We start from the raw sequence: 13,869 nt of genomic DNA, 5'->3' as shown, positions 1-13,869 counted from the left end.
TGAGGGGTTCTTAAACAAGCAAGGAGGGCCAGTTTCCCCTCTTCAACCTGCGATCGTGGGGCTTGATTATTTATGACGAAGTGCATCTACTACCGGCCCCAATTTTTCGGATCACATCAGAACTACAGGCTCGTAGGCGTTTGGGACTGACGGCCACACTGATTCGTGAAGATGGCAAAGAAGGTGATGTCTTCGCCCTCATTGGTCCAAAACGCTACGATGTTCCTTGGCGAGAATTGGAAGGACAAGGCTTTATTGCCGCAGCTGAATGCACTGAAAATCGAGTGCCAGAAGATACGGTGCCCAATTTTATAGCCTAGTTTCTCTCCGCACCTGTGAAGAAAACTTTGCCCGGCATCGACAACTTTTCTTGGCGGAACACGGTTACAGCTATGAGATTGAGATTATTGCCCCTTAGCCACCCCTGGCTCCTAACTCCCATGCATAGCCCAGCTGACTTCACTGGCGCTAGATCAGCTTCATTGCTTTGAGGCCAAAGAAGAGTGCCAGTACCGTACCGTATGCACCGCCAAGCAAAAACACATAAGAAAACACTCCACCCATCTTTAATGCTCCGTCAGAATGATTGGTTAAGACCATTGAAACATTTTGTGGATCACAGGAACATTCCATCCCTGGTCATTCCTAGCATTTCTAGTCAAACAACCCACAACAATTCTCATATTGAAACATTTGTACTGATTTGAGAACCTGCAAAAGCATTTTGCTCAATTTCCTAGCAGTTTCAGCCTTTGAGAACGATTGAAATCAGATATTTGGGTGAGAATCATTCTCACGCTGAGAATTGCTGCACAACCCATGACTGGCTTGCCAAGAGGTACGAAAGTTTGTTAGCTTAGTTAAGCACTAAGAATTCATTCGCCGGGATAGCTCAGTTGGTAGAGCAGAGGACTGAAAATCCTCGTGTCACGAGTTCAAGTCTCGTTCCTGGCATTCAATTAAATCAAGCAAAAAGCCTTGGATTATAGGAATACAAGGCTTTTTGCTTTTCCCGTCTCCAAAACGGCTGTTCTATTTTTGGGCATTTTTAGGGTAGTTTGGGGGACGAATTGGGGGGAATTTGGGGGAATTATTTAGAGTTATCTCTTATAATTTAAGTAGTACGTATATTCTTTCATTCCTGGCCAGAGATGTACTCAAAAGATAAGCAGCCCAAGGGTGGCAAGGGTTCGGTTCAATTCAAAAACACGAAAGGGCGCTTGCAAATCGTCTTCTCATACCCGGTTGAAGAGAATGACGAGATTAAGCGGAAGCGCTTCTATATCTCTGCGGGCTACAACGATACACCACTCAACCGCCAACGAGTGGGTGACACCGTAAGGGCTATCCAGCGCGATATTGACTATGGCGAAGTTGATTTGAGCCTCAACAAATATAAGCCCACAGCCTCCCTCACCACGGTTTCATCAATTTCCCCCAATTCCCCCACGAAGCCCCAACCCTCATTAGATGAGCTTTGGGAAAAATATTCGCAGTTTAAGAAGCCTCAAATCAGTCCAAGCACTTATGTGAAGGACTTCACCAAACACAAGAATCACATCAGTAGGCTTCCCAGTAAATCTTTGGAGGATGCCACGCTCATCCGTGACCACTTACTGGCAAACCTCACACCGGATGCCGCCAAACGCTGCTTGACCCAGTTGAGAGCATGTTCTAGCTGGGCAATGGAAGAAGGGCTAACTGAGTCCAATCCTTTTCTGACCATGAAGATCAGAGTTCCCAAAGGCTTGTCTGAAGAAGAGGATGTCAACCCGTTCACCAAAGCTGAGCGTGACCTAATCATTGCCAGCTTTGCTAGCGATCGACACTACAAGCACTACACAAACTACGTAAAATTTCTTTTCTTCACGGGTGCCCGCCCTTCCGAGGTGATTGCGCTGCAATGGAAACACATCAGTGAATCTGTAGTCAAGCTTAGGCAATCAGTTGTTGTGTCCGAAAATGGTTTAGTTCTGAAAGACGGTTTAAAGACTCAGCGCAAGAGAGATTTTCCCATTACGCCAGAGGTTCGAGCTATTTTGGACGATATCAAAGAAGAAATTTACGATCCTGAAGGGTTCCTATTCCGTAGTCCCAGAGGAAAGTTCATTGACCAGCACAATTTTGCTAACCGAGCGTGGCAGTCCATCTTAGAGAAATGCCATATTCCGTATCGGAAAAGCTATCAGTGTAGGCATACGTTCATCAGCTTGTGCGTTGAGGCTCACATTAACAGCACGGCAATCGGTAGATGGACTGGAACCAGCGCTAAAATGATAGATCAACATTACGGCGCAACCAACTTCACAAATCTCCGCCCCCCTAATTTCAGTTGATTGGGGACTGTAAATTAGTTTGTGTCAAAGGTCAAAACAGGATCTAATGAACAAACATACAGAGGCATGACCGATGACCTTCCGACCCGAACTGATTGATGAACTCCTCAAGGACTACCGTAACCCTGAAGACCTAATGGGAAATGAAGGGATCTTCAAGCAATTGAGCAAAGCCCTCATTGAGCGGTGTTTAAGCGCAGAACTCGATACCCACTTAGAAGAAGAACGCTCAACCCCAGAGCCAGAGCTTCCCCGAAACCGTCGCAACGGTCATAGTAAGAAGACGATTAAAGGAGAGTTTGGCTCATCTGAAGTTGCTATCCCCCGTGACCGCAACGGAGCCTTTGACCCCCAACTTGTCCCCAAAGGCCAGACCCGCTTTAACGGGTTTGACGATAAAATCCTGTCGCTGTATGCCCGTGGCATGAGTACCCGTGACATCGAAGCCCAGCTCAAGGACTTGTATGGGGTGGATGTCTCTGATACTCTGATCTCCAACGTCACCGAAGCTGTCGAAACCGAACATAAAGCATGGCACAATCGCAGTCTAGATGAGATTTATACGATCCTGTACTTGGACGCGATCATCGTCAAAGTCCGCCATGAAGGACGAGTCATCAATAAAGCCATTCACCTGGCTTTGGGAGTGAATCTATCGGGTCGTAAGGAACTCCTGGGCATGTGGGTCACTCAAAATGAATCTTCTAAGTTCTGGCTATCGGTGCTGACGGAACTCCAAAATCGAGGGGTCAAAGATATTTTCATCGCTTGTGTAGATGGGCTGAGCGGATTCCCAGAGGCGATTGAGGCGGTCTTTCCCAAAACTCAGGTTCAGCTTTGTATTGTCCACCTGGTCAGAAATTCTCTGAGCTATGTGTCTTATAAAGACCGTAAGGCGGTTGTGGCTGACCTTAAGACGATTTACCAGGCTGCCACTGAACTTGAGGCAGAACAAGCCCTGATGCGGTTTGCCCAGCGGTGGGACAAACAATACCCCACCATTAGCAAGTCTTGGCTCAATCACTGGAACCGAATCATTCCCTTCTTTGCCTTTCCTCCAGACATTCGTAAGGCGATTTACACCACCAACGCCATTGAATCCCTGAACATGACTTTGCGGAAGGTTTTACGCAATCACCGTGCCTTTCCAAACGATGAATCTGCTTTCAAGGTGATTTACTTGGCGATTCACAACATCTCAAAGAAATGGTCGATGCCGATCCGAGATTGGAAAGCAGCCTTAAATCGTTTTGCTATCGAGTTTGAGGGGAGGTTTCCTATCTAGCTTTTTATCCCCTGACACAAAATACTTTACAAACTCGAAATTAGGGGGCTCCAACGCAGAATAATGCCTGTTTTTATCTACTCCCCCTTCTACTCCAAGATTGGTGGCCATTAAAACGGCTTGATCAAAGGTTTCGGATTGAGCAAAGCACTAAAGCGCTGCCTCCAAACTCTTGACCACATATCCAGAGCCAAGGATGAAGTCGATGCTCATCTCCAGATATTCTCCCCGAGCAATTGCTTGGATGGATGGGGAACTGACAATCTCAGGTTTACTACCGCACAAGATCTCAGTCTTGCTGGCACCCCCAAGCGCCCGAAAGAGGATATCCCCCAACAAACGACTGGCATCAATACACTCCTCTGCCCCATGTGTAGTGCGCGCACTTTCTCCAGCAAAATGCACAACCTGAACCGGATCCGGGTAGTAGAACATGGGCACCGGAGCCAGCCTCATCAAACAGCCATTGCCAGCCGATTTCGGAGCCGTCGATCCACTAAACGGATCCCCAGTCAACCTATAAGCCTGAAGCGCCTTCCGAGTCGCAATACCAATATCAAAACAGGATCCGGTGCTACTGAGGTAGCCATTCTCATACCAGTCGCAATAGCGATTCATCTGGTCTTTAGGATCAAAGCGACCGATTTCTACCAAGCTAGTGGCCAGACATAAAGCCATTGAGGTGTCGTCCGTCCATTGACCTGGCTTGAGATTGAATGGGCCACCGCCTTTCATCTCGGTTATGGGTGAGAAGGTTCCGCGTGGCATAAACTCTACTGTGGTGCCAACTGCATCTCCTACCGCTAAACCCAAAAGACAGCCCCGAAATCGTTCTCGTGTATCCATTTATCCTCCGTGTCCCTGGAACGAATGGCTTTCGATAAGGTTCTGTCCATTTTCTGAGATTCTAAGTTTTCTGGTTCTTGCTGCGTGGCTTATCGGGTATAGTCCATTCGATTAGGTCTAAGCTCAGGTTAGGTTAATGCGATCATGATCCTCAACATGATCCTCAACATGATCCTTGTTCAACTAGACTTCTTCGCCTGCTTGTTGTTTTAGCAGGCTGACAACTTCCTCAGAAAGCCATAAGCCTGCATCCCTTAGCTGTTGTAGGCGATCGCCTACAGATTCGATCAAGCCTCGCTGTTTTGCCAGGACGATCGCACCTCCTGTCCCAAATGTGGCAATTCCCAACGCACGGGCACAGTGTCTTGCGGCAGCATCGTCTATCATTGCCCGGTAGTCTGGGTTTTCTAGGGCAAAACTCAAAACGGTGGATTCACCTGCTCCGAGATCCCAAGCAGCGATCGCGGGATGGATAGTAACCTCAAGGGGATTAGCCCAAGAAATGCTGGGTAATTGCTGGGCGGCAATATCGTTTTTGGTAGCAGTGACTTCTTCCCAGACTGCTTGAGGTATTTGAATTTCGTTGAATAGTCGGGGTAATAGCTCAGCTTGCCCGCTTTTGAACAACACAATTAATGGAGAAGCGTTGATAACCACTCGATCAATCGGCATTCGCTAACTCCTGGTCGAGTTCTTCAGGGGTGTATTGCAGGACAGAGACTTTGTATCGAGAAAGGGCAGTAATAAAGTCTGAACGGGATAAACCAGCAACCTCAGCCGCTTTACCCTGGGAGACTTCGCCCAGTTCATACCATTTAACCGCTGCCGCAACGCGCATCTCTTGCACAAACTCCTGGGGAGCTTTGCGAAGCGCGGAGAAAACTGTGTCGGGGAGTTGAATTTGGACGGTTTGCATAGGATTTATGGATAGAACAGGGATCCTTGATCAGCCGGGGGAGCTGCTTTTACAGTAGCCTTTTTCTTAGAGCCTGCAGAAACCATGGCCAATCGCAATTTCTCAATATCACTTCCTGCCTTATTTCAGCCAGTGCAGTTTCATGATTGGGCTGAGCCAGCATCGATCAATGTTTTTAGTTTTTCCGCAAGTAGCGGTAGGTCGTTGTTGACAATATCCCAAATAATATCGAGGTTGACATCAAAGTAAGCGTGGCTGAGGCGATCTCGTGTTCCAGTCATTTATCTCCAAGCAATCTCTGGTGTTTGATCCTTAATGTCTTGAGAAACGTTTTTGGCTGCTTCTCCCAGAATCTCAACTAAACGCACAACGGCTAATGCTAAAAGTTCATCGTTATCGAGATCAGTGCGGGTATGTCCTTGGGTGAAGGCGATCGCTTTTTGAGCAGCATCTAGCATGTGGCGTAAGCGAACTTTATCGCGGCTGTCCATAATAAACCTCGGCTTCTGCCAACACACGATCGCGGAAGTAGCGGCTGAGATCTTGAGGAGTATTCAGGTCAACGGTTCGCCCTAGGAGTTCTGATAGGTTGTCTTGAATGTCGATAAAGGCAAAGCCGGGTGTGTGACCTGGTTCAAATTCAACGAGAACATCAACATCACTATCGGGACGGAAATCGTCTCGCAGCACAGAGCCAAAGAGAGCAAGCCAGCGAATATGATACTGCTGACAGATCTCAGCAATTTTTTCGGATGGAATTGGAATCCGAGAATTCCTGGTTAGTTCAGTCATTGTACATGGACTCCTCTACAACAAATCTAGTTGCTGATTATCCAAGTCAGCCTTTGGTTGTTTGCTACTGGTTTTACCTTTTGCCTTTTTACTTTTGCCTTTCTGATCATGCAAGCCCTGGGCGACTTCTTCGGCGTAGCGTTGATGGTTTAAATCCAACAGCCGATCGAGCACTTCGCGTCTTGCCATTTCGCTGATGGTGAAGCGGATCCCCTGTTTCGTCTGATGAAAACCGTGGTTAAGACCCTCACCCCCAGCCCCTCGCCCTCAGGGAGAGGGGAGCCGGATCTCTTGTTCCCCTTCTCCCTAGGGAGAAGGGGTTAGGGGATGAGGGCACAAGTCATGCCACCCATACGCCGCTGCAACGGCATAATCCATCTCAATATGCAACTCTCGCAACTTCTGAATATCACTCGCTGTCTCGGTGGCATCATGGAAGCGGTTGTAGGTTTTGGTCAGCCCTTCCTGGCGGATCTGCATCACTGCCTGACGATGGGTGTAGTAGGTTTCGCCGATCGTGTTGAGGGTTGGGAATTGGGTGCTGAGATCGGAGGGATCGGGTGTGGGGAAGGGGAAAGTTTCAAAAGCATCCGTAGGGTTATACCGGATTCCAGCATCTCGCATTGTTGAACAATGTTGCCAAGCCCAAACAGTATGTATTGAGGATTGCAAGATAGCTAGAGCCTGAATATCTTGAATTGGGAAAACATTTAAGCTATTAGCAAACACTACATTACTAGCATCAAAAAGATCGAACAGGGAATGAACAGCAGCTTGAGCATTCGTAACTAAAACTTGATCGCACACCCGAATCGTCTCATAAAGAGCCGGACGCTTCTCCGCATAATGCCACCATCGATCACGATAAACAGCCCGATTCTTCTTATCCCGTTCAGGCTTCACCTTCTCACGCACGATCGCCAAACAATCGGGATAATCAGCGGCGTAGGGCGCACCCTTTGGTTTCTTGGGATCATCATGGTCTGCATCCAGAGGATAGTCTTTGAAGTTAATAGCCCAACGGCTAGGAGACTGATCAGGATTGGAATTGAGATCCTGACCACCAAAATAGGGAAACAGTACATCTTGATTCTTGGGGTTTTTGTCAATTAATGCTTGTGCTTCCTCCGGTTCCATGACAAAGCCCATGCCTAGGACGATCGAGCCTTGAAATGATTTGTTTTGATTTGCAATTAATTGATAGGGTTTGCCAACAGATTTCCCAGGTGACGTGAGAAATGATGTAATTCCTGTGACAACTTTTTCATCTAATAAATATTCACTTTGCCATTTCTGTTTACATAACCAAACATAAGCAACTTCTACACCAGCCGCACCAATCCAAGGGCGACTTGGCACAGCCCGATGAATTACACAATCATTTAAAACTAATTGATCTAGCCCTACTTCACGGGTATCACCTTGAGCAATGGTGTTGGTTGCGACTAATCCAAATCCTCCAGAATTGTTGGTGAGTTGATTAGCGCGAAGGAAGAAATAAGCGCAAAGATCCGCGCTGCCGCGTTGACCGTTTGCTAGATATTCCACCAAGAAATTTCGGTAGTCTGTCCCAATTGCGCCTGTAATTTTTTGTCCGCCTTGAAAGGGTGGATTCCCAACGATCGCGTCAAAGCCAAGACCCTCACCCCCAACCCCTCGCCCTCAGGGCGAGGGGAGCCGAACTGGATTTTTTGTCCCCTCTCCATTAGGGAGAGGGCTAGGGTGAGGGGAATTCTGTAAAAACACTTCAGGAAATTCCAACAGCCAATGAAACGGTTTTCGCGGGGGTTGGTTGGCTGGATTGCCCAGATTCATCATGCGATTGGTCTTTGCCAGAATCGCGGCAATCTCCCGGTTTCGCTTCTCGGCATCGGCTTCAGCCAACGCCTCAATCACCACCTCCGCCAACACCTGAATTTCCTCATCCGTCAGGTCAGAGGTTTTGCCCGCCTGCGCCAATGCCTCCGCCACCAAAAATCACCGACATGCCGCACATGGGCGATCGCTGCTTCTGCCTCCCGGTTGAGCTGTTCCTTCTTCTGAATATCGGCAATATCCGACACACTAAAGTTTTCTAGCTCTTGCCGTTTGGCGATCGCTCGTTGCACAAAGGGTTTCCAGCGATCGGACACTGTTCTCAGTTGTACCGCTTCCTTTTCAGGATTCAGTTTCAAAAACTCGATTTGCTCTGGTCGGGTAATCCCCAACAGTGAATCGCCCCACTTCAGCGCATGATCGACAAACGTAAACGGTCGCCCCTTCGCCAGCGTAATCAGCCACAGCGATAACTTCGCCATCTCGACGGCTAACGGGTTTTTATCGACTCCATAAAGACAGCGATCCGCCACAATTCGTCGCGCCAAAGTGAGGCGTTCGTCGGGGTCGGTGGGTAGGATGTGTTCTCCGACTTCTGCGCGGGAAAGGGATCCGTCGGGGAGAATGCGGATTTTGCCCTCACCCCCAACCCCTCTCCCTGAGGGCGAGGGGAGCCGGAACTCTTGTTCTCCTTCTCCCTGGGGAGGAAGGGGCGTAGGGGATGAGGGCGTAAAGCTTCAGCGATAGTACCAAGGACAGCTTCCAGTTCTTCATTCACCTGATCATTGGTAAATCTCAGAACAACAAACCCATTTTGAATTGCCCATTCATCCCGAGTCGCATCCCGATCTTGCTGGGTCTGATGAATACCACCATCTACCTCAATAATGAGGTGTGCAGCATGACAATAGAAATCAGCAATGAACCGTCCAAGATTATGCTGTCTGCGGAATTTTGCGTCACAAAGACGGCGATCACGCAGACATTCCCAAAGGATTTCTTCGGCTGAAGTTTGTTGCGATCGCAGTTCACGAGCACGTTGCAGAAGCACTGCTGGAATCTGCCTGGTACGTCCTGCAAGCTGAGATAGTTCTGAGCCTTCTGAGCCTCTTGTTCCCTCTCCCCCAGGGAGAGGGCTAGGGTGAGGGCATAAAGGAATTTCCGCCTCCCAAGCCTCCACCAACCGTTCCGACAAATACCGACATACCTGCACCAAAAAAGCCCCGGATCCCATCGCCATATCGCAGATCCTCAGCGCCAACAGCTCCACCGCCGACTTCAACCGCCACTGTTCCTTAGCGAATCCCTCTGCTGGTCCCACATAGACCAACGGCTCCAGGGTGTATTTGACAATTTCTTCGGTCAACGAACGCGGCGTGTAATGGGTACCCGTTTGACGGCGATCGGATCCCTGCGTCACATACAAGCTGCCCGCCGGAATCACCACGGGATACTCCAACGTATCCAACCGGATCAACCCCGCAAACGGCAACACCCGCTCATAAAAACTCCTGGTTATTCTGACAAGCCGTGCGTAAGCGCTGCAATTCCAACGGATCCAAATTCACCCCCAGCGCCTTTCGCAAAGCCGATACCGATCGCCCCGTCTCTTCCTTCAGAAACTCCAGCAGCGGATCCTCTCCCTTAGCTCTTAGCTCCTCCAACCGTGCCAGCAAGATCTCCGGCTCCTGATGTCGAGTCCCAGTCAACCCCAGCACCGGATCCAGCGCCCTCACCGCCGTATGATCCAGCAACCCCTCATACACATGCCCAATCTGCTCAATATCCAGGGCTCGAAACGATAGCCGCCGAGGCTCAGCCGATCCCCCCGGCAACCTTGATTTGCAAAACCTGCAACGCTTCCAATAGATGCAACACAACCCGGTTATTCAAAGGAAATTCTCTCACCAATGGTGAGAGAATTTCTGGCCATAGTCCCTTAATGGAGAATGTGCTACTGCTATAGCCTCATGACAGATAAGCCCCTAATCTGTGGGAATCCCTGTCGCCGCCATTGCTTACCCTTCGATTTCTTGACCTGAGGAGATCAACTCCTGTGCTCTACGTCCAGATAACTGAATGCAGCCCAGAAAATGGAGATTCCATCTGATCCTAGAATCCTTCCTCCGCCAAACCCATCACAAAAATTAGGTAAGCCTGTAGGTAAGGCAAAATAAGCAAGCTCCCAGATGCTCTCTAGGTAAGCGTTACAGCGTTTCACCAATAGGACTGAAAATCCTCGTGTCACGATTTCAAGTCTCGTTCCTGGCATTGCAGTTAAGCAAAACTTGCGGGGCGCTAAAATTCTGTAATGAGCCGCTTTTTGTAAACGCTGCAAGCAGCGGAGAATTTACCCGTTCCACAAGCAGCGGAGAATTTACCCGTTCCAAATTATAAACTCCTAAATGCTTATTAAAGCATTTAGGAGTTTATTGTAGTCATGTATAAATAATCGGTTAACCGATGTAGGGATACCCCCAGGGGAATTCGAATCCCCGTCGCCTCCGTGAAAGGGAGGTGTCCTAGGCCTCTAGACGATGGGGGCTTGTTTCTCAAGCCTTTACTAGGATAGACAAAGGTTCGCTACCTGTCAACTCTATGTCGCTGTTTTTTTGGGATTTTGCCGCGACCTCGGTCAGATAAGAGAAGCAGTAGGATCAAGTAATCCCCCCAGAGGGTTCACTGGGGGGAAGAAAAAGGTGTGATGAGTCACTGCACTTGATGGCTTGAGAATGACAGGTTGATGTTGCAAGTGTATGAAATTGCTGTGCTGATTGTGTGCGATCGCAGGTGCTGTGCTTGTCCTGCAAACATCATGGCTGCGTCCCGCTAGAACCTGAACCGTTGGCCGTAACCTAGAATTGAAGCAACGTGCCACGGGATATCTGCTAATGACAACCTCTGTACCTATACAGAACAGCGGTTTGAGGATTATCTCCCTCATCCCTAGCGCCACTGAAATTCTAGCGGTATTGGGTTTGACAGCCCATGTTGTCGGGAGATCCCATGCGTGTGACTATCCACCTGAGATTCAATCCCTCCCGATTTGTACCCAACCTAAATTTGATCCGGGTGGCAGTAGTCGAGTGATTCATCAACGGGTTACGGAGTTATTGCAATCGGCACTCAGCGTCTACCAGGTCAATCTAGAAATTTTGCAACAATTGCAGCCCACCCATATTCTCACCCAGGCACAATGCGAAGTCTGTGCCGTCAGTCTTTGTGAGGTGGAAGAGGCCGTGGGAATGCTCATCGGTCGTCAGCCCCAGATTATTTCCCTACAACCAAATACTCTGGCTGACGTGTGGGCCGATATTCACCGGGTTGGGGACTCCCTGGGTCGAGAGGCCACCCCTGTAATTCATGGCCTGCTATCACGGATACAGGTCTGTGAGGATCAGACCACCGCCGAGCTAAAACGGCCAACGGTGGCTTGTATTGAATGGACAGATCCCCTAATGGCAGCAGGGAATTGGATTCCGGAACTGGTGACCCTAGCCGGGGGGTCGGAATTTATTTGGCCGCAGTGGCGAACACTCCCCTTGGCTTGATTGGAATCATCTCCAAGCTGCCGATCCAGAGGTGATTATCTTCATGCCCTGCGGGTATAATCTCCAACGCACCCAGGAAGCTGCTGAGGAATTGTTGTTACGCCCAGAATGGCAACAGCTGCGCGCAGTGCAATTGCAGCAGTTGTACATTTCGGATGGCAATCAATATTTCAATCGTCCGGTGCCACGGATCGTCCGGTGCCACGGTTGGTCGATTCTCTGGAAATGTTGCTGAATATCCTGCATCCTCAGCAGGGACAGCCAAGCTACCAAGGGGAGGAGTGGCAGAACCTTGCTAATCCTGGGGGAGATGGGTTTTTACCTGATCCACAAATGCCTGGTGATCGATTACTGGTTTAGAGATGTAATCATCCGCACCACTTTGCTTGAGAAACATTTCGCGATCGCCCTCCATCGCATGGGCTGTAATTAAGATCACGGGTAAGTTGGCAGTGGTAGGGTCTGATTTCAACATCTGGGTAATCTTAATCCCATCGACTGCCTTTCCCTGATACACACTATGGGAGAGGGAGACATCCATCAGAACCAGATCTACTTCGCGATCGTGGGCAATCTGTAGCACTTCTTCCACGTTTTCTGTGTGTTTGACAGCTAATCCCCCCCGCTTTGTCAGGATTTTGATAAAAACCCTCGCGTTAATCAGGTCATCCTCCACAAGCAGGACGGTTTTCATAGGGCATTGCGTTTCACGGCTGTCTCCAGCAGTTTAGCGCAAACTAACTCTGCTGGAGACGGGCGATCGCAAAAATGCTTTTGATACTACAAGGAGTTGGAGGTTAATATACTCATCCTTTCCGCCTTGAGAGCGGGGGAGAATGTGATCCACGCCTGAGGTTGTGTCCAATCAAGGGTATCATTAGTCTCCCACTGTAACTCTTGAAGTCCACCTGTTCGGATGGCAATTTACCGAGATTTTAAGTCGGCGATCGCTCCTCGGGCTACCGATGCGATCGCCTGATCGGTGGTTTTTGGTAAATGATAATATTTCCCCCCGGCATGTTGGGCAAGTTCCTTGGCAAAGCCCGTTGAAATAAATTTATTCTCGGTGTCAATGACCAGCAATTGGATGCCCAAAGCTCGAATCTTGGTAGCTATATCCAGCAATTCTGCCTTGATATCGGGTTTCTCGCCCTCACCCATCGGCTCTCCCAGCGATCGCGCCAAGGGAATATTGCTGCGACCATCCGTAATCGCAACGACCACCACCTGACCAATATCTCCCGATTGCTGAGCATTCATCCCCACTCGAACCGCTTGGGTCATCCCATGGGCAAGGGGAGAGCCACCGCCACAGGGAAGTCGCTCCAAGCGGCGACGTGCCGTCGTAATCGAGCGCGTGGGGGGCAGTAGCACCTCTGCCTGTTCTCCCCGAAAGGAGATCAGGGATACTTGATCCCGATTCTCGTAGGCCTCGGTCAGCAGTCGCAAGACTGCCCCTTTAGCAGCCTGCATCCGATTCAGCGCCATAGACCCCGAAGCATCGACGACAAATACAACCAGCGATCCAGCCTTACGAGCTAACCGTTTGCCGCGGATATCTCCGGGTTCAATAATCACCCGCCGATCGGGTTGGCGCTGACGACGGGCTTTTTGATAGGGAGCTGCTGCACGCAAGGTCGCGTCCACGGCAATTCGTCGCACCTGACCTCTGGGCAGGACGGGCTTGACATAGCGCCCCCGATCTTCCGAAAAGATAATAGTTCGCGCCCCAGACTTGCCTTGGCGTTTGGTTGCCATTTGGGCAAAATACAGCACCGAGGGGTCGAGGAGCACCCCTTCGGGGTCGAGAACAAACTCCTCGGGAATCCGAGGGGCTTCCTCGGGTTCGTCAGGTTCGTCCTCGGGTTCGTCAGGTTCCTCCTGATCTTGCTGAGACTGCTCTGGCGGGGGCGGTGGGGGTGGCGGTTCTTCAGGCGGCATTTGAAGGGTGGTGGCGCGGGGAATAATCACCAGTTCCACCGCCCTTCGCAGGTCTTCTGCATTAACGGCAGTCTGTCCATTGAGAGCAGCATGGGCCTTGGCAACTCGCAGGGCAAAAAGTTCAGCTCGGTGCCCCTGCACTCCAGCGCGAATGGCTTCATTCACCAGGTAGGCAATCTGGTCAGACTGGATCTGCACCTCTTTCAACCATTCCCGTGCCAGGATAATCTGAGTTTTCAGGGCATCGAGATCCTCAGTGTACTGTTGCAAAAAACTCTTGAGGGGTAGTCGGCATAGCCCATGGCTTGTTCAACTGCCTGTACCCGCTCATCCAAGCCGAGAACGGCATCTGCCGACAGGGCGATGGCAATCCGATCCAGCAAATGC

14 protein-coding genes, 2 tRNA genes and 7 pseudogenes are annotated in these 13,869 nt (G+C 49.8%); 6 read left to right on the top strand and 17 right to left on the bottom strand.

Features of this window, described 5'->3' with window-relative positions:
• Positions 1-32 precede the first annotated feature (32 nt).
• Both DO97_RS26725 and DO97_RS30305 read left to right on the top strand, forming a co-directional pair.
• A pseudogene (locus DO97_RS26725) lies at positions 33-299 on the top strand (DNA repair helicase XPB); the annotation flags it as partial.
• A gap of 38 nt (positions 300-337) precedes the next feature.
• A pseudogene (locus tag DO97_RS30305) lies at positions 338-418 on the top strand (hypothetical protein); the annotation flags it as partial.
• A 50-nt stretch (positions 419-468) separates the two neighbouring features.
• Here DO97_RS30305 and petL read toward each other — a convergent pair.
• Positions 469-633, bottom strand: coding sequence for a cytochrome b6-f complex subunit PetL (petL, locus tag DO97_RS26720; protein WP_239651731.1), 165 nt, complete (start codon positions 631-633; stop codon positions 469-471).
• Between the two features lie 248 nt (positions 634-881).
• Here petL and DO97_RS13460 point away from each other — a divergent pair.
• From DO97_RS13460 to DO97_RS13450, 3 genes are all read left to right on the top strand, one after another.
• A tRNA-Phe gene (locus DO97_RS13460) sits at positions 882-954 on the top strand.
• Positions 955-1,151: 197 nt separating this feature from the next.
• Complete coding sequence (locus tag DO97_RS13455) at positions 1,152-2,336, top strand: site-specific integrase (RefSeq protein ID WP_036534275.1); 1,185 nt, start codon at positions 1,152-1,154, stop codon at positions 2,334-2,336.
• A gap of 73 nt (positions 2,337-2,409) precedes the next feature.
• The gene (locus tag DO97_RS13450; protein WP_036534273.1) at positions 2,410-3,621 is read left to right on the top strand and encodes an IS256 family transposase; all 1,212 of its coding nucleotides are present in this window, start codon (positions 2,410-2,412) and stop codon (positions 3,619-3,621) included.
• Positions 3,622-3,774: 153 nt separating this feature from the next.
• Here the strand turns inward: DO97_RS13450 and DO97_RS13445 are convergent.
• From DO97_RS13445 to DO97_RS13400, 13 genes and pseudogenes are all read right to left on the bottom strand, one after another.
• Positions 3,775-4,467, bottom strand: a pseudogene (locus tag DO97_RS13445) (ADP-ribosylglycohydrolase family protein); the annotation flags it as partial.
• Between the two features lie 61 nt (positions 4,468-4,528).
• Positions 4,529-4,594, bottom strand: coding sequence for a hypothetical protein (locus tag DO97_RS30300; RefSeq protein WP_420805880.1), 66 nt, complete (start codon positions 4,592-4,594; stop codon positions 4,529-4,531).
• 56 nt (positions 4,595-4,650) lie between these two features.
• Positions 4,651-5,139: a PIN domain-containing protein gene (locus DO97_RS13440; RefSeq protein WP_036534270.1), complete on the bottom strand. Its 489-nt coding sequence runs from the start codon at positions 5,137-5,139 to the stop codon at positions 4,651-4,653.
• Complete coding sequence (locus DO97_RS13435) at positions 5,129-5,383, bottom strand: UPF0175 family protein (protein WP_036534268.1); 255 nt, start codon at positions 5,381-5,383, stop codon at positions 5,129-5,131. Before DO97_RS13435 ends, DO97_RS13440 begins: the two co-directional genes overlap by 11 nt.
• Before the next feature lie 140 nt (positions 5,384-5,523).
• A pseudogene (locus DO97_RS26715) lies at positions 5,524-5,841 on the bottom strand (HepT-like ribonuclease domain-containing protein).
• Positions 5,842-5,857: 16 nt separating this feature from the next.
• Positions 5,858-6,175 carry a nucleotidyltransferase family protein gene (locus tag DO97_RS13425; protein WP_036534266.1) on the bottom strand — a complete coding sequence of 106 codons (318 nt, stop codon included), beginning with the start codon at positions 6,173-6,175 and terminating at the stop codon, positions 5,858-5,860.
• A gap of 15 nt (positions 6,176-6,190) precedes the next feature.
• Entirely contained in the window at positions 6,191-6,364 is a 174-nt protein-coding gene (locus DO97_RS25245) for a hypothetical protein (protein ID WP_204368632.1), read from the bottom strand.
• A gap of 117 nt (positions 6,365-6,481) precedes the next feature.
• A complete protein-coding gene (locus DO97_RS25240; RefSeq protein WP_476703525.1) occupies positions 6,482-7,762 on the bottom strand; it encodes a DNA methyltransferase family protein in 1,281 nt (426 codons plus the stop codon).
• 75 nt (positions 7,763-7,837) lie between these two features.
• Positions 7,838-8,146 (bottom strand): hypothetical protein, encoded by a 309-nt coding sequence (locus DO97_RS25235; RefSeq protein WP_204368630.1) that lies wholly within the window; start codon positions 8,144-8,146, stop codon positions 7,838-7,840.
• On the bottom strand, positions 8,104-8,523 hold the full coding sequence (locus DO97_RS25230; RefSeq protein WP_420805879.1) for an Eco57I restriction-modification methylase domain-containing protein: 420 nt from the start codon (positions 8,521-8,523) through the stop codon (positions 8,104-8,106). The genes DO97_RS25235 and DO97_RS25230 overlap by 43 nt, the downstream gene beginning before the upstream one ends.
• A complete protein-coding gene (locus DO97_RS31275; RefSeq protein ID WP_476703524.1) occupies positions 8,481-9,041 on the bottom strand; it encodes an endonuclease domain-containing protein in 561 nt (186 codons plus the stop codon). Before DO97_RS31275 ends, DO97_RS25230 begins: the two co-directional genes overlap by 43 nt.
• A 114-nt stretch (positions 9,042-9,155) precedes the next feature.
• Positions 9,156-9,895 (bottom strand): annotated as a pseudogene (locus DO97_RS31270) (Eco57I restriction-modification methylase domain-containing protein); the annotation flags it as partial.
• 567 nt (positions 9,896-10,462) lie between these two features.
• A tRNA-Glu gene (locus DO97_RS13400) sits at positions 10,463-10,535 on the bottom strand.
• 346 nt (positions 10,536-10,881) lie between these two features.
• On the opposite strand from DO97_RS13400, the pseudogene DO97_RS31265 reads away from it, so the two are divergent.
• Positions 10,882-11,901: pseudogene (locus DO97_RS31265) on the top strand (cobalamin-binding protein).
• On the opposite strand, the gene DO97_RS13390 reads toward DO97_RS31265, so the two are convergent.
• From DO97_RS13390 to bchD, 3 genes and pseudogenes are all read right to left on the bottom strand, one after another.
• Positions 11,837-12,235, bottom strand: coding sequence for a response regulator (locus DO97_RS13390; protein ID WP_036534258.1), 399 nt, complete (start codon positions 12,233-12,235; stop codon positions 11,837-11,839). The pseudogene DO97_RS31265 and the gene DO97_RS13390 overlap by 65 nt on opposite strands.
• Before the next feature lie 33 nt (positions 12,236-12,268).
• Positions 12,269-12,388, bottom strand: a complete 120-nt coding sequence (locus tag DO97_RS30295; protein ID WP_420805878.1) for an HNH endonuclease — start codon at positions 12,386-12,388, stop codon at positions 12,269-12,271.
• Between the two features lie 77 nt (positions 12,389-12,465).
• Positions 12,466-13,869: pseudogene (gene bchD, locus DO97_RS13385) on the bottom strand (magnesium chelatase ATPase subunit D); the annotation flags it as partial.

It is taken from the genome of Neosynechococcus sphagnicola sy1 (genome assembly GCF_000775285.1).
GTDB classification, from domain to species: Bacteria; Cyanobacteriota; Cyanobacteriia; order Neosynechococcales; family Neosynechococcaceae; genus Neosynechococcus; species Neosynechococcus sphagnicola.
The sequence above is the reverse complement of the archived record's forward strand: the minus strand, read 5'-3'. Positions and strand labels throughout refer to the sequence as shown.